This window comes from Emticicia agri, from assembly GCF_004168285.1.
Lineage (GTDB): Bacteria > Bacteroidota > Bacteroidia > Cytophagales > Spirosomataceae > Emticicia > Emticicia agri.
In genome coordinates, this window is sequence record NZ_SEWF01000004.1 from 91396 (window position 1) to 106618 (window position 15223).

Here is a 15223-nt window from a genome sequence, read left to right on the forward strand (position 1 = left end):
GTTTGTTTAAAAATTATTGTTCGTCCTGCAAAGAAATCTTTTTCGTTCATACTGTGCTGTGTTTTTTCGTCGTAGCTGCCTGCTACGCCTGCAAAACACTGCTTGTCTGAACAAAAAATCTATTCTTTTAGAACAGAAAAATAATCATTAAACAAACTCTTAGAAGATTTTCATTTCAATCCTTCTGTTCAACTGGCGGGTTTCGTCGGTTTCGTTGCTGGCAATGGGGCGGGTTTCGCCATACCCTACTGCTTTTACGTTGGTGGCGTTTACTCCTTTACTTATCAGATAATTCACCACAGCCTCGGCTCTTTTCTGCGATAAGCCGAGGTTATCGGTGTCTTTGCCCACATTATCGGTATGGCCTGAAATCTCTACTTTAAGCGTATTATTCTGCGAAAGCAGTTTTTGTAGTTTATCTAATTCTGTGAATGATTCCGGTCGTAAATCAGATTTACCCGAATCAAAGAAGATATTATTCAGCACAATATCTACATCTTTTCTGATAGGCTCCAGGGCTACGTTTACCACTTTGCCGTTGACATCAGTTTTTTCAGAAAAATCGAATGAAAGGCTTTTATTGAAATAGTTCTGCTTATTAATGAATAACCCAAAATGACTACCATTGGGCAACACAGCGGTGTATTCTCCGGTCTTGGCATCAGACCTGACACTTTCTATGGTTTGGCCTGTCTTTAAATCAATCAGTTCAATATCAGCTGCTATATTTTGCTTGCTCTGGGCATCTTGTACGATTCCTTTCACAAAATTTACACGACTGAAACGACTGCTTAATTCTTTGGGAATTTCAAATTCATACAAACGGGTACTTTGTTTGGTATCCGACGAATAATACCCTTTTTTTCCATCAGAAGTAACGAATAAGGCCACCTGGTCTTCATGATTATTGATGGGGTAACCAAGGTTTTCGGGTTTCGAGAAAATACTGAGCTTTTGCTCGGTCATATATAAATCAAAACCTCCCAGTCCGGTGTGTCCGTCAGAGGCAAAGAAAAGCGTGTGCCCATTGGCATGAATAAACGGCGAAATATCGTCTTTTGGGGTATTAATGGTGTTGCCCAGATTTAAGGCAGGCATCCATTGGTTGTTTTTCAGTTCGCTCACCCATAAATCTTTCTCTCCGAATCCACCCTGACGTTTTGAGGCAAAGTACAATACACGTCCGTCGTTTGACAAACTTGGTTGCGATTCCCATTCACGGGTATTGATACTGGCACCGAGGTTTTCGGGGGCACTCCACTCGTCGCCTACTTTATGCGAGATATATAAATCACAACTTCCGAAACTGTCTTTGGCATCACAACTGGTAAACACAAGTGTTCTGCCATCGGCTGATATACTGCAAGTACCTTCATTAGCCGCCGTATTGATATTGGCCGAAATGGACTGAGGTTTAGTCCATTTACCATCTTTTAATTGTGAAGTAAACAGGTTTTCATCACCTTCTTCCGAGCGGGCTGTAAAAATAAGGGTTTCATTATCGGCTGTCAGCACCGGAAAATACTGGTTCGTTTTAAAATTTATCACCTCTCCCATATCGCTGGCATCAAAACTGAGTTTTTTCTTCCGGGCTTCAATAGCAAAATTACAACTTTCCAGTTGTCGGGTCAATTGTTTCACTATCATACTATTTGGTGATGAATTTTTGAGCGAAAACTCAAGCAACGGTTTGGCTTTTTCATATTCTCCGGCACGCAAAGCACGGGTACCAATATAGGTATAAGCCTGGCGGTAATCAGGCGCATTGGGTTTAAACTGAATAGCCTTTGCATAATATTTCAGGGCGTTGGCTTCGTTTCGGGCAGTTTCATTCATCTGCCCTAATTTGAAATACGCATCGGCATAGGTTGAATCTTTCTCAATAGCTTTTAATAAACTCTCGGTAGCATCGTCTGATTTTCGGGCTACAAAACTCTTGACACCCTTGTCATAAAACTCTTTGGCTTTGGGGTCTTGTGCTTGTACAATAGCTGATAGGCAGATAAATAAAAATAATGAAAACAGCTTATTCATTTTAAAAATCAATTTTTATAGTTTAACGTATGGTTTTGTTGCTTATTTTTGAGGGCTTATAAAATACGCCTGTTTTTAAATTTCAACTGCATGCTTCATCTCTATCTTAAATCTCTCCATATTGTAGGTTTTGTATCGTGGTTTGCCGGATTATTCTATCTGGTGCGTATATTTGTTTATTATGCCGAAGCCGAACAAAAACCCGAACATCTGCGGGAAGCCTTTAAAAAAGACTACCTGCTGATGCAGAAAAGAGCCTATAAAATTATCTGCAATCCTGCCATGATGATTACCTGGACATTCGGCATACTGATGCTGGTTAATTCTCCTTATTTTCTGCAACAGGGCTGGCTTCATGTAAAATTAGTACTATTAGTATTACTGACAGGCTACCATATTTTCTGCAAAAAAACCATCGAACGATTAGAAAGAGGCGAAAAATATATGGTATTTAACTCTTTTCAATACAGATTGTTAAACGAATTACCCACATTATTTCTCATTTCTATTGTATTATTAGCAGTAGTAAAAAACCTGATAAATTTTGCTTATCTTTTTTTAGGAATCATTGCCTTTGGATTTTTGTTGTTTCTGGCCGCAAGAGCCTATCGTAAGCATAGAGAAAGGAAATAAAACACACCCCTAACCCCTAAAGGGGAACTACAGATTCGCAGCCGTTTAGTTTTGCTACCATGTACTTGGTTAAATTTTGTCAATTTTATTGCGACAAATTTGTTTTCAGTTCCCCTTTAGGGGCGGTCCGCCGCGCGGTTAGGGGCGCAACCAGAAATCCCTCTCCCACATAATATGAGAAAGGGATTTAGGAAGGGAGGTGAATCCCTTAAAATTTTTCTGTGGTTTGATTATTATCTGATTGGGAAACTAACACCTACATTGATGTTGACCCCTGCGTTCTGGTAGCTTGTGCTTGGTTCTTTCGTAATATCGCCAAAGCCACGGATATATCTTACATCGGTATTCAACCAGGTTTCACGTTTGATTCGGAAATTAAATCCTGCACCAATCTGGCCACCTACATCGGCTGTATTATAAACCTGCTGGCCATTCGACAATTCATTTCCACCTTTGTCGGTTGAAGCCATCAAGATACCTAAATAAGGCCCGGCGAAAAGTTTAGGACGAAAAGCCTCTCCTTGTTGACCGAAATAATAGACTGCCAATACCGGAACCTGAATGTAATGAATACGTTCGATATTACCGCCATTCTGAACTCTTGTACCCATTTGTGAATAATTACCCTCCACTGTTACCCCAAAGTTGCTGTTAATGCTATGGTTTAAAAATAAACCGGCATTTAATCCAGTTAAGACATCAAAACTCTCAGCTTTAGGTGCAAATGAGGTAAAATTGATACCCAGTTTTGGCCCCCACGAAGTGGTTGGTTGAGCATAGCTTGCCAATGACATAGAAAGTAAAGCACCTAATAAAAACAATTTGGTTTTCATGATAATGGTTTTTGTGTGATTTAAATATGTTTACGACCATCAATCATAAAATACCATTCCAGTAAGCAAAAACAGGCTAATCGATAGCTGCCGTGGTAAAGTAAAACAAAAAGTTGAGGAAATTTTTCCACGATAATCAACTATTTCTCTCTTGCTTCAACTGTTTTTTGCTAATTTCCCAGCTTGACAGCACAGAGAAAATACATCAGGATAGTTTATCTGTATAGGGCATTACTCTGCTATGCCATGAGAAGTTAGCTGATTAGCTGTAAAAATTCGTAGTAGTTTTGTAGATTTGAGACAAATTACGCTTTAAAAGTACGCTGTATTGCCTGTTAGAATCTTTGTAAAAAAACGCTTATATGAACCTCCAGACATTTAAAAGTACACTTTCGGCCAGCCAAGTTCCACAAGATATATCTCCTTTACTGCAAGCCCTCTGGCACGATTACAACGGAGACTGGGAAGCCTCACATACTATTGCCCAAAGCAAAGAAGGTACCAAAGAATACGACAGGCTACACGCTTACCTGCATCGGAAAGAGGGCGACCAATGGAATGCCAATTACTGGTACAGGCGTGCAGGAGAAACCATGCCCAAAGTTTCGTTAGATGAAGAATGGGAACAATTAGCCGAGCGATTAACCAAAAATTAAATGTATTTTTGCCCTACAAAACACGGCAAACGGGATTATCTATCATAACTTATGAATTATTTATCAGCCGAAAATATCGGAAGGAATTTAGGAGAACGCTGGCTTTTTAAAAATCTCACTTTTGGCATATTACAAGGAGAAAAAGTAGCTTTAATTGGCTCAAACGGTTCGGGGAAATCATCGTTGCTTGATATGCTCGTGGGTAAAATAGATGTAGACGCAGGTGAAATAAGTATCCGCAAAGACATCAGAATGGGGTATCTTGACCAGAATCCTGATTTACCTGCAGGCAAAACCGTATTAGAAACCATATTTGCCTCAGAAAATGCCCTGACATTGGCCATCAAGGAATATGAAATTGCCCTGAATCTGCACGACGACAGACGACTGGCCGATGCTATTGAAAAAGTAGATTCGCTGAAAGCCTGGGATTATGAAGTAAAAGTAAAACAGATATTAGGCAAATTAGGCATTACTGATTTTGATAAGCTGATAGGCAATCTATCTGGTGGGCAGCAGAAACGGGTAGCATTGGCACGGGTACTGATTGAAGAGCCTGATTTCCTGATTTTAGATGAGCCTACCAACCACCTTGACTTAGATACCATTGAGTGGCTGGAGGGGTATCTGTCTTCTTCAAACATTACCTTATTGTTAGTTACCCACGACCGCTATTTTTTAGATAAAGTCTGCAATCGTATTCTTGAACTGGCCGATAACCAGATTTATAAATTTACGGGTAATTATAATTACTATCTCGAAAAGAAAGAAGCACAGGAGGCTGTGAACGCCGCTACACAGAAAAACTACCGGAATCTGCTCAGAAAAGAACTGGAATGGATGCGCCGCCAGCCTAAAGCCCGTGGAACGAAGTCGCAGAGCCGGATTGATGCTTTCTATGATTTAAAAGGCAAAACGATTAAGAAAGGTCCGGAAGAAAAACTGGAACTAAGCATGAAGATGGAGCGAATGGGTAGCAAAATCATTGAGATTCAGCACATCAGCAAAGCGTTTGATATTCAGAAAGTAATTTCCGAGTTTTCTTATACCTTTAAAAGAGGCGACAGAATAGGTATTGTGGGCAAAAACGGCATGGGTAAAACAACCCTGCTCGAAATAATTACCGAGAAAACCAAACCCGATATGGGCAGGGTAGTGAAAGGTGAAACTATTAAAATAGGCTACTACTCGCAGGAAGGGCTTGATTTTGAAGATGGGCAAAGGGTAATTGATGTGGTGAGAGAAATTGCAGAATATGTAAAAATGGCCGATGGCAGCGAACTTTCTATCTCTAATTTTCTGACACTTTTTTTGTTTCCTCCGGCTATGCAATATAGCTTTGTTCATAAATTAAGCGGTGGCGAAAAAAGACGTCTGCAATTGTTGAAAATACTGGTGCAAAACCCCAATTTTCTGATTTTAGATGAGCCTACCAACGACCTGGATATTTCGACGCTGAATGTATTGGAAGATTTTCTGATTAGTTTCGGTGGCTGTATGTTAGTGGTATCTCACGACCGCTATTTTATGGATAAAATGGTAGAACACTTGTTTGTTTTTGAGGGTAACGGCTACATCAGAGATTTTCCGGGTAATTATACCGACTACCGCAACTGGAGAGAAGAACAGCCTGTGCAAACTACCGGAAGTACTCAGGAGGCTTCAACCGATAAACAGCCTGTTGTTCCGCAAGTGCCTAAACAGGAAACAAAACGGAAACTGAGTTTTAAAGAACAAAAGGAGTACGAAAGTCTGGAAAAAGACATTGAAAAATTAGAAACCACCAAAAACCAGTTGCTTGAAAAAATGAATTCGGGCAATGGCTCGCACGAAGAACTGGCTGCATGGGCAAAAGAATTTGAGCAGATAAATGAGGCTATTGCCGAAAAAGAAATGCGCTGGCTTGAATTGTCTGAACTGGCATAAGGCATTATATAGCGGTTATTTACCTCTTGTGTAATGAATTAATAATTTATTAAAAACATTTTCAACCTTTATATAAACCTTGCACCTATGAATTTTTCTAAATGTATTGTTGTTCTTCTGTTAGGTATCTCTGTCAATAGCTTTGCGCAAACACAGGGTATTCCTATTCAATCTTATAACCATGTGGGCTTGTATGTAAAAGACCTGCAGGCAAGTGCTAAATTCTATCGTGAAATTGTAGGTTTATCACCGCTGAATGTGCCTGATAATCTATTAGCTATTCGTCGCTGGTTTCAGATTGCACCGGGTCAGGAACTTCACCTGCTCTTAGGACGAAAAGACCCTGTTACCAATAATGATAAAAACGGCGGACATTTTTCGTGGACGATACCTGCCAACTCTGCCGATAGCATTGAGGCTTATTTAAAAGAGAAAGGAGTACCTTATCATCGTCAGAAAAGATTTGACGGTGCCTATCAGATTTATATTACCGATCCTGACGGGTATGTAATTGAACTGAATGAACCAAAAGTACAATAAAACATCTATTCAGTAAAAGTTAAAAGATATTCCAATGGAACAGGTAAACGGGTGGTTTCAATATTTGATGGATTCGGAGGAGCTAATCCGAACGGGTGGCCTGGTGGCTATTACGCTGATTATTTTCATTGAAAACGGCTTCTTTTTTGGCTTCTTTCTGCCTGGTGACTATCTTCTGTTTCTTTCTGGTGTTTTTTGTGGCACCAAAATCCTGAATGTTCCACTTCCCTTATTAATGCTTTGCATTTTTCTCGCTGCCGTAATAGGGTCTTTTGTAGGCTATTTTTCAGGCTGGTATTTCGGCGACCGCATACAGGCAAGACCCGATTCATTGTTTTTCAAGAAAAAACATATAGATAGCACCCGTAAATACTTTGCCAAATATGGTAGTCAGACTTTAATCATTGCCCGTTTTTTACCGGTCGTGCGTACATTCTCCCCTATTTTAGCCGGAATCGTAAAAATGCAACTCTATAAATTTACAACCTTTAATATATTGGGCGGTGCCATCTGGGTATTGTCGCTTGTAGGAGGTGGTTTTTATTTTGGCGAAAAATTCCCTGGTATTATCAACTATGTAGAATACATCATCATTTTCTTTCTGGCTGTAACCACCTTTACCGTGGTGAGAGGGTACCTCAATGCCAAGAAAGAACTGAATGAAAGCAAAGAGTCTCAATGACACTAATAAAAAAATCCCTCTGAGGTTTCAGTGGGATTTTTTTGTTTTCTTTAGCTACACCCTCCGACCTGGGCATTAAAATTATACTTGAACGCCTTAAAGTAATCACAGAAGTTAGTTTTCAAAACTGGTCTTTTAGTGATGCAATACTAAGAAAGAATTACTTCCTGTTATTCTTCAATTCATTAATTTCTTTTCTGAGTGCTTTATTTTCTTCTTTCAATTCGTTCAGGTATAAATACAGTTCTTCAATTTTTTCTAATTGTTTAGAAAGTTGTTCCTTAACATCTATTCCATTGTGTATTACTTCCTTAACACCCGGGATATTAGGTAAATGCTTATTTTCTTTCACAAAGGTTATCACCTTATCAAAAGGCATTAAAGGATAGTTTTCTTCAAAGACCTTATCTGACCATTCTGCTTCGGTTTTATACCTGAATTTAAAAGAAGAGAGTATAAAATCTCCGTTACTATCGGTAGCTAAAAATTCATTACCATTTAATTTCAATGCCGGACTATTAAGGGCAATTCTCATATTTACCACTCCTTTTACATCTAATTTATACTGCGGATTATGCACACCAATCCCTACTTTAATAGCCGAATTTTCTGTATCTCCTAAAACGATGGCATCGTTAATAGAAACTTTGGCATTATAACCAATAGCTACTGCTCTTTGCAACCTTGAAGAATCTGCTCCGTAACCATCAGCATTTGCTCCTAAAAACACATTATTTGAGCCTGTTAAATTATTATATCCCGATAATGAGCCAATATAGGTATTGGTATTGCCGGAAGTATTTCTATTGCCACTATATGCGCCCATAAAAGTATTATTAGACGCAGTATTGTTATAGCCACTTGCAAGCCCTATACTTACATTCTCATTGCCCACCACATTTAATCTACCTGCTACAGCACCCAGATAAGTATTTCCGGTTCCGGTAGTGTTCTGGTTACCGGAAGTGATGCCTATAAATGTATTGGAATTACCTGTCGAAATAGAGTTGCCTGCGTACTGGCCGAGAGACGTATTCCATACACCTGTAACATGCAGGAATTTATCTGCTCCGATTTTTATTAAATCCTGTGCTTGAGCCACCGTAGAAACTATGGCAAAAAGAAGAAATAGGAAACCTTTTTTCATATCGTTTTATTTAAAATATTCAATTATTTAATCTGAGTAAGCCGTTATTAACCATATTAAGGGTACCCCCGTTATAAATGAGCTTATTGGCTTGTGCAGTTATTCCATTAATGGTAATTACATGATTGATTTCAGTATCTCTTGTAAGGTCAGGAATAATGCCACACTGCCAGGTGCTTGCAGTATTCCAGTTTCCATTCTGTACTGAAGCCACAGGTGAATTGGTTGGAATAGTAAGTTCAACCGTATCTTCTCCCTCCGAGTAGCAGTTGTTTTTGCTTATTCTGACTGTATAAATACCAGATTGAGTTGCCACAAATGAATTTGAGTTTGTTCCAATATTATTCCCGTCTTTCTTCCACGAAAAACTACAACCCGTGCAGGTATTGGTAGTGAGTGTAATACAGGCAGCAGGCGTATCAACATAAGAAATGGTTGAGAGTTCAGGGCAAAGTGTTTTTACTGCCTTAAACGCATTTATCTGCCCTGCTCCAAGCTGACCAATATAGCCGGGGTTATAAATGTCTATATTATCTGCTGTAGAAGCAATAATATTTTTAATATCACTGGCGGTTAAACTCGGTTTGATACCTTTCAAAAGTCCTGCTAACCCGGCCACCATCGGAGAAGCCATTGATGTTCCTCCCTTCCATTCATAATCGTTCATAGGAATAGTACTATAAATACCGTTTCCCGGTGCAGAAATATTTATTCTTGAGCCGTAATTAGAAAAATCACTTTTCACATACGGATTAGTACTTGCCACTGACCACACACCTGGGTAAGAGGATGGATAATGAGGGTTGGAAGTGTCGTCATTTCCGGCAGCAGCAATAACTAATATTCCTTTGTTTATGGCATCCTGAATGATGTTGTTATTAGTCTGATTAAAAATATAATTGCCCCAGGAACAGTTAATAATGCTTGCCCCACTATTAGCCGCCCACACTACTCCTTCGTATCCTCTGTCGATTGATTTGGTAGTAGTAGTATTAAATGAGGCTTTCACGGCAATGATTTTTACTAAATTATTACCTATTGAGGCCATGCCTGTATTATTGTCAGTTACCGCTCCTGCAATTCCTGCTACATGGGTTCCATGATCAAGAATCCCATTAGGAGGATTGGGATTATTATCATGATCTGCCACATCCCAACCGGAATCTACATTTGCACTCAAATCAGGGTGTGTTACCTGAACCGCATCATCAACGATAGCTACTTTTGCAGGTTGATTGGGTATAAAATTGTAATGCTCCCAGACGTCGGTCATTTGAATAGCAGAAAAATAAACATTTTGATCAGCATCAGTATCATCTGGCCAATCGTTATGAAAAACTTTAGGGATTCTCTCTGCATATTCTATCGCACTATCTTTACTTAATTCTGCGATAATCTTATCTATATTCTTCGGCTCAGAAATTTTAAGCCTGTAAGTCCGCAAAAGTTTGGGACTATTAGAAAAATAGAAAGGTAATTCAGCATTGCTGACCATTGAAGAGAGACTGTTTTTCTGCAAGAAACTTACAGAAGAAACCATTACACTACTGGTAAGTGTCTGCTGAAAAGGTTGCGAATCTTTTAGTTTTACATATAGCTCATCTTTAACAAAAAGCGTATCGTCATTCTGAGCATTTGCTATCGACGAATAAATCAGGGGGATAAGCAGAATAATCAATTGTAATGGCTTTATTATTCTATTTTTTTTCATTGTTAATTATAGGTAAATTTAAAGTCTGCTAAAGATTGAATAAATCAGCATAATTCTCTACCCATTCTATTATCAACATCGGGTAAAGTCAATAACCACTACACTAAAAAACCTTTGGTTAGTTGTCGGGATTGATAAACATATCCCACATCTGTCATCAAAAAATTCTTATCATGTTCTTATTGTAGATTTAAACCATAAGCACCTGCGATTTTTGTCTGAAATACATTTAATCAACCAGGCTTACCGAAGTGTTAATTTGAAGGCTCTCCTGAACCGCCATTCTTCTACGCCTTGAAACCTTGATTTCATCGCCGTTGGTCAGATAAATTCTGAGGTCTTTGTAGCGGCAACGGCAGTCTTCAATGTACTTGCGGTTTACGAGATAAGACTTATTCACTCTCAGAAAGTCTTTCAATCGTTCATCTTCTGCATAGCGTTTAAGCGTAAAAGAAGAAGTAAACTTCTTTCCGTTATTCATATAAAATTCGGTGTAGTTAATGTCTGCTTTCAGATATAGAATATCCTGAGAAAAAAGCGTATGATTTTTTAGCATAACAAAGGTTTTTGGGTTAATTTTTATAATAAATAGCTAATATTCACTCCTTACAGTTGTGGGCTATATCTCTTTTAAGACTCAGATTTTTTAAGAACAGAAGCTCAGGCTAAAATATCGAATCGGCAGGTAGGGAGAGGCGGCAAAACTGAAATTGTCAAAGAATAAGTTTTTATCTTCATTGGGTTTGGATAATTATCGGTTAAAAAATCTTTTTTAGTGGTGTGGAATTCTATTGCTTTTTGTGTAGAATTGTCTGTTAAGACCTTATAAATTATACAGGAAGGTAGTTTTTAAAAAAACGCTTACCGTTAAATAGAGTTTCTTTGCAAATATCTTCCTGTAGGCACATTTTTACAATACTGATTAATCAGTAATTTACCGGCTATAACCCTTTTAACTTACTAAAACCAAACCTTTATGTCTTCTTTGATCACATGTCCCTTCAATTTCAATGACTTTAAAAAAATATGGAACTCAGGCGGCTTAAATGAGGATATTGATGTCGTCGGAGAATTAGTAAAAAACAATCCTTTACTTCATGAAACTCTTTTAATGCAAGGCCATGCAATGGCTGTAATGGATATTACTACCATGACTTACCCACTTCTTTTGGGTGATGTAGAAAAAGTATGCGGGTGGTCGACAGAGTTTTTCTATCAGACTGGGGTCAATGGATTATTGGAAAAATTTTTACCCGAAGACCTCTTGGGATTAGGGGAGATTTCAAAACAACTGAGTACTTATCTTCCTACTTTGCGTGTTGAACAGGTAAAAGATTTTAAAGCCATTTACGACTACCGTATTTATCGGGAAGATGGTAGCACTACCAGAATATGTCAGGAAAGTACTGCCTTAAAAACCAATGCTGATGGGCATATCATTTACTTTATGATATATGTTTCAGATATTACTCATTTTAAGCGGGAGGGTAAACAACATATGCATCTGATGGGTGGAGACACAAATCTACTGGCAGCCATAGACAATGCTTCAGGTACTATCCGACCCCTTACGCAACTAAGCAAAAGAGAATTAGAAATAGCCCGGTTAATGGGTATGGGGCATACCAGCGAGCAAATAGCTGAGAAGCTATTTATTACTACCAATACAGTTAATACTCACCGACAGAATATGCTCAGGAAACTTGAACTTATGGACACTACTGAATTAATGAATTTTATTAAAATCTATCGGTTACTCTGAATAGAATAACTAAAACTCACAAATTTTATATAATGATGTCTAAAATTATTGCATGCCCCTTTGATTTTAACGATTTTAAAAAGACCTGGAGAACAGATAGTAATGCTGAAACTGACGATAACGATAGCGTTCTTAAAAACCTGCTTAAATTTAATCCTTTATTGGACCAGACACTCAGAATGCAAGGACACGCCTTTGCTATATTAGATATCAGAGCAATGACCTATCCGATTATTCTGGGCGATGTAGAAAAAGTCTGCGGCTGGCCAACTGAGTATTTTTATGAGGTAGGGGTAGAAGGATATGTCAAACAATTCTTACCCGAAGATGCGATGGGTATGGGAGAGTTTTCAAAATATATCAACGATTACCAGCCTTATTTAAGTATTGCCCAAGCTAAACAGTTCAGATATACTTTTGACTATCGTTTTCGTAGAAAAGATGGTACAGTCAACCGAATCTGTCAGGATAGTATTGCCCTAAGAACCGATGCAGATGGTAATATCACCTATTTTATGGCCTATGTGTATGATATTACGCCTTTTAAAAGAGAAGGTAAACAACATCTATACATGAGTGGTGGAGATAATAATCAATTAGTAGTGCTTGATAACCAGACCAACACTATATCTACCCTTACTAATTTAAGTAAAAGAGAGTTAGAGATAGCAGCATTACTTGGTAAGGGGTTTACAAGCGAACAAATTGCTGAAAAGCTTTTTATCAGTGTCAATACTGTCAATACCCATCGGCAGAATATGTTACGGAAGTTGGAATTGACAGATACTACTGAACTCCTGAATTTCATCCGGGTTTATCGGTTAACCTGATAAACCCGGTGTGAAAAACTTTATTGATTAATAGCCCCGGCAAAACCTTATTTTTTTAGTCACAGCAAATTACATATTTGCTTGTTTGATATTGAACCTGTTTAAACTTATTTCTTTCGACTACAAATGGCGCTTTTTCAATTATACTTCAGAGAAAAATTTCGTCCGTAGTTCTACTACGTCAGTTCCATTGCGGACTCCTTTTTCCATCGTCTAATCAAAAAATCTCACATTTTCGTCCGCGCGGCGGCCGCATGAAATAAAAAGTTTAAACAGGTTCATAATTGTTACTTATTAATCAGAAGAATCCTCTAATGCTTTTTTAATTGCCAGGCGTCTTCGTCTGGCTACTTTTATTTCACAACCATTAGTGAGGTAAACGGTTATCTGATTAAGCTGTGTACTATACTGGCTGATATATTGCTGATTAACCAGATAAGACTTGTTCAGCCGTAAAAAGCCTTTGAGTCGCTCGTCGGCTTCATGGCGTTTGAGCGTAAAAGCCGATATGATTTTCTTTCCGTTTTTCAGGTAAAACTGCGTATAGTTAGCATCTGCCTTCAGATACACTATATCCTGCCAATAGAAGTGATAATCCTTTAACATAACCAGGGTTTTAGGGTAATCAGAGGTTAATTTCTGTAATGTATGCAGGAAAATAGCAGCTAATCTGTTGAGAGAATTACGTATTCCGTTAGTTCCTCTTGCGATAGCAAAGTTCTATAAAAACCGATAGTTAGAAAATACCGAAAAAGGGGTATTTTTAAGGGGGGTATCTACTGTCAAAACAGTAGATAAAGTGTTAAAGAAATATAAAAATAGCCTATCAGAAGTTGCAGGTCAATATCAGCAAAGTTGTTCAGAATTTAGGGTCTATAAACTCCCATTCTTTTATATGAGCCGACTGGTGTTCTTTTTTTAAGATAAGTTCAAATTGTTTAACCAGTTCAGGGTGCTGACTGCTGACATCGGTTGTTTCTTTTTCGTCAGTTTTCAGGTCGTAAATTTCCCATTTAGCATCCTTATCTTTTTTCATATTACTTTTCACGCCTTTCCAGTTGCCCATTCGTACAGCCACCTGACCTCCTTTCTCAGGAAATTCAAAATAAAGGTAAGGATGTTTTTTCTGTTGGGTTTTATTGCCTGTTAAAGTCGGCAGAAACGAGATACCATCATTGGCAGGAGCTTTGATTCCGGTAAGTTCGGCCAGGGTTTCCATCAAATCATACTGCGTACTTACCAAATCAGTTGTTTGCCCGCCCTTGATTTTCTTAGGCCATCGGGCAATGAATGGTTCTCTGATACCTCCTTCATATAAATCCTGCTTTCTCCCCCTTAGACCAGCTACACTGTTAAAGAAATGGGTATCGGCTCCTCCGGCATCAAAGGTAGCACCGTTATCACTGCTGAACATTACTAATGTATTTTCATCAAGACCCAATTCTTTTAATAAAGCCATAATTCGCCCTACCTGCTTATCCATATAGGTAATCATAGCTGCATAAGTTGACCTTGGGTATAAGGTAGAAGCATAACCTCTTTCGCCCCGATAAGGTTGTTCTTCAAACTGACCAATGTATTCGTTTACAGCTTCATCAGGTGCCTGTAACGATAAATGAGGCCCGGTATAGGGTAGATACAAGAAAAAAGGCCCATCTTTATGCTGACGAATATAGGCTAAGGTTTTCTCAGCCATTTTAGTCAGCGAATAATCCTTGCCTTTAAACTTCTCAAATGCCGCCGGATTTGTTTCGTCTTTGGGCAATGCCTCATGCACCTTTATATAAGCATTGCGCAGGGTATCCCATTGTCCATTTTCCCAGAGATGTGTCGGATAAAAATTATGCGCCTGTTTCTGGTCAAGGTAGCCATAAAAATAATCAAAGCCGTGTTTGTTCGGGTCTCCGGTAGTGTTACTCATGCCCAACCCCCATTTGCCAATAGCGGCTGTGGTATAGCCTGCTTTTTTCATCAAATCAGCAATGGTAAAAGCTCCCTCGGGCAATGGCATTTGTCCACCTTCTTTGTGGTCTTCAAAGCCCCCCAATTCATAATTCCCTCTGATATACGAGTGTCCACTGTGCTTGCCTGTCATGAGCATAGTACGGGCAGGGGCACAAACGGGTGCTCCGGTATAGTGTTGTGTAAACCGTATTCCTTCTACAGCCAGTTTATCCAGATTTGGGGTTCGTATTTTGGTCTGTCCATAACAACCTAATTCACCATAGCCTAAATCATCGGCATAGATATAGATTACATTAGGCTTTTTAGCTTTTTGGGCAAAAACGCCTGAACAATAAAAGAATAAGTATATAATCAGGTTGATTCTCATAACAATTGGTGGGCGGTATGAGTGGATAATTACAGAGAGAAAATTTTGTTACGGAGTAATACTACCTAACCGTCGATAATTTAGCACAGCGTATCATCAAAAGAAGAGTATTGATACGCTGTGCCTGAAATATGAGT

14 protein-coding genes are annotated in these 15223 nt (G+C 38.7%); 7 read left to right on the forward strand and 7 right to left on the reverse strand.

Translation table 11 applies throughout. The features are described from left to right. Nucleotides 1-159: 159 nt before the first annotated feature. A complete protein-coding gene (locus EWM59_RS03665; RefSeq protein WP_130019596.1) occupies nucleotides 160-2034 on the reverse strand; it encodes an OmpA family protein in 1875 nt (624 codons plus the stop codon). Between the two features lie 90 nt (nucleotides 2035-2124). Between EWM59_RS03665 and hemJ the strand changes: the two genes are divergently transcribed. After that, a complete protein-coding gene (gene hemJ / locus EWM59_RS03670; protein ID WP_130019597.1) occupies nucleotides 2125-2667 on the forward strand; it encodes a protoporphyrinogen oxidase HemJ in 543 nt (180 codons plus the stop codon). Between the two features lie 233 nt (nucleotides 2668-2900). Here hemJ and EWM59_RS03675 read toward each other — a convergent pair whose 3' ends face one another. Then, entirely contained in the window at nucleotides 2901-3500 is a 600-nt protein-coding gene (locus tag EWM59_RS03675; RefSeq protein WP_130019598.1) for a porin family protein, read from the reverse strand. Nucleotides 3501-3862: 362 nt separating this feature from the next. On the opposite strand from EWM59_RS03675, the gene EWM59_RS03680 reads away from it, so the two are divergent. From EWM59_RS03680 to EWM59_RS03695, 4 genes are all read left to right on the forward strand, one after another. Then, complete coding sequence (locus EWM59_RS03680) at nucleotides 3863-4156, forward strand: hypothetical protein (RefSeq protein WP_130019599.1); 294 nt, start codon at nucleotides 3863-3865, stop codon at nucleotides 4154-4156. Nucleotides 4157-4207: 51 nt separating this feature from the next. Then, complete coding sequence (locus EWM59_RS03685; protein ID WP_130019600.1) at nucleotides 4208-6082, forward strand: ABC-F family ATP-binding cassette domain-containing protein; 1875 nt, start codon at nucleotides 4208-4210, stop codon at nucleotides 6080-6082. A gap of 87 nt (nucleotides 6083-6169) precedes the next feature. Next, nucleotides 6170-6622 (forward strand): VOC family protein, encoded by a 453-nt coding sequence (locus EWM59_RS03690; RefSeq protein WP_130019601.1) that lies wholly within the window; start codon nucleotides 6170-6172, stop codon nucleotides 6620-6622. 34 nt (nucleotides 6623-6656) lie between these two features. Continuing rightward, nucleotides 6657-7304 (forward strand): DedA family protein, encoded by a 648-nt coding sequence (locus EWM59_RS03695; RefSeq protein ID WP_130019602.1) that lies wholly within the window; start codon nucleotides 6657-6659, stop codon nucleotides 7302-7304. Nucleotides 7305-7464: 160 nt separating this feature from the next. Here the strand turns inward: EWM59_RS03695 and EWM59_RS03700 are convergent, their stop codons facing one another. The 3 genes from EWM59_RS03700 to EWM59_RS03710 all read right to left on the reverse strand — a co-directional run bounded on the left by EWM59_RS03700 (nucleotide 7465) and on the right by EWM59_RS03710 (nucleotide 10718). Continuing rightward, on the reverse strand, nucleotides 7465-8451 hold the full coding sequence (locus EWM59_RS03700) for a hypothetical protein (protein ID WP_130019603.1): 987 nt from the start codon (nucleotides 8449-8451) through the stop codon (nucleotides 7465-7467). A 19-nt stretch (nucleotides 8452-8470) separates the two neighbouring features. Next, nucleotides 8471-10162 carry a S8 family peptidase gene (locus EWM59_RS03705; protein ID WP_130019604.1) on the reverse strand — a complete coding sequence of 564 codons (1692 nt, stop codon included), beginning with the start codon at nucleotides 10160-10162 and terminating at the stop codon, nucleotides 8471-8473. 229 nt (nucleotides 10163-10391) lie between these two features. Further along, a complete protein-coding gene (locus tag EWM59_RS03710; RefSeq protein WP_130019605.1) occupies nucleotides 10392-10718 on the reverse strand; it encodes a LytR/AlgR family response regulator transcription factor in 327 nt (108 codons plus the stop codon). 420 nt (nucleotides 10719-11138) lie between these two features. On the opposite strand from EWM59_RS03710, the gene EWM59_RS03715 reads away from it, so the two are divergent. Next, nucleotides 11139-11924 (forward strand): helix-turn-helix transcriptional regulator, encoded by a 786-nt coding sequence (locus EWM59_RS03715; RefSeq protein WP_130019606.1) that lies wholly within the window; start codon nucleotides 11139-11141, stop codon nucleotides 11922-11924. A gap of 32 nt (nucleotides 11925-11956) precedes the next feature. After that, complete coding sequence (locus EWM59_RS03720; protein WP_130019607.1) at nucleotides 11957-12754, forward strand: LuxR C-terminal-related transcriptional regulator; 798 nt, start codon at nucleotides 11957-11959, stop codon at nucleotides 12752-12754. Nucleotides 12755-13048: 294 nt separating this feature from the next. On the opposite strand, the gene EWM59_RS03725 is transcribed toward EWM59_RS03720, so the two are convergent. Further along, nucleotides 13049-13360 (reverse strand): LytR/AlgR family response regulator transcription factor, encoded by a 312-nt coding sequence (locus EWM59_RS03725; protein WP_130019608.1) that lies wholly within the window; start codon nucleotides 13358-13360, stop codon nucleotides 13049-13051. A 253-nt stretch (nucleotides 13361-13613) separates the two neighbouring features. Next, a complete protein-coding gene (locus tag EWM59_RS03730) occupies nucleotides 13614-15086 on the reverse strand; it encodes an arylsulfatase (RefSeq protein ID WP_130019609.1) in 1473 nt (490 codons plus the stop codon). Nucleotides 15087-15223: the final 137 nt, after the last annotated feature.

Coding starts and splice junctions, on each gene's coding strand:
- EWM59_RS03665 (WP_130019596.1), bottom strand. CDS start 2,034: ATGAATAAGCTGTTTTCATTATTTTTATTTATCTGCCTATCAGCTATT.
- hemJ (WP_130019597.1), top strand. CDS start 2,125: ATGCTTCATCTCTATCTTAAATCTCTCCATATTGTAGGTTTTGTATCG.
- EWM59_RS03675 (WP_130019598.1), bottom strand. CDS start 3,500: ATGAAAACCAAATTGTTTTTATTAGGTGCTTTACTTTCTATGTCATTG.
- EWM59_RS03680 (WP_130019599.1), top strand. CDS start 3,863: ATGAACCTCCAGACATTTAAAAGTACACTTTCGGCCAGCCAAGTTCCA.
- EWM59_RS03685 (WP_130019600.1), top strand. CDS start 4,208: ATGAATTATTTATCAGCCGAAAATATCGGAAGGAATTTAGGAGAACGC.
- EWM59_RS03690 (WP_130019601.1), top strand. CDS start 6,170: ATGAATTTTTCTAAATGTATTGTTGTTCTTCTGTTAGGTATCTCTGTC.
- EWM59_RS03695 (WP_130019602.1), top strand. CDS start 6,657: ATGGAACAGGTAAACGGGTGGTTTCAATATTTGATGGATTCGGAGGAG.
- EWM59_RS03700 (WP_130019603.1), bottom strand. CDS start 8,451: ATGAAAAAAGGTTTCCTATTTCTTCTTTTTGCCATAGTTTCTACGGTG.
- EWM59_RS03705 (WP_130019604.1), bottom strand. CDS start 10,162: ATGAAAAAAAATAGAATAATAAAGCCATTACAATTGATTATTCTGCTT.
- EWM59_RS03710 (WP_130019605.1), bottom strand. CDS start 10,718: ATGCTAAAAAATCATACGCTTTTTTCTCAGGATATTCTATATCTGAAA.
- EWM59_RS03715 (WP_130019606.1), top strand. CDS start 11,139: ATGTCTTCTTTGATCACATGTCCCTTCAATTTCAATGACTTTAAAAAA.
- EWM59_RS03720 (WP_130019607.1), top strand. CDS start 11,957: ATGATGTCTAAAATTATTGCATGCCCCTTTGATTTTAACGATTTTAAA.
- EWM59_RS03725 (WP_130019608.1), bottom strand. CDS start 13,360: ATGTTAAAGGATTATCACTTCTATTGGCAGGATATAGTGTATCTGAAG.
- EWM59_RS03730 (WP_130019609.1), bottom strand. CDS start 15,086: ATGAGAATCAACCTGATTATATACTTATTCTTTTATTGTTCAGGCGTT.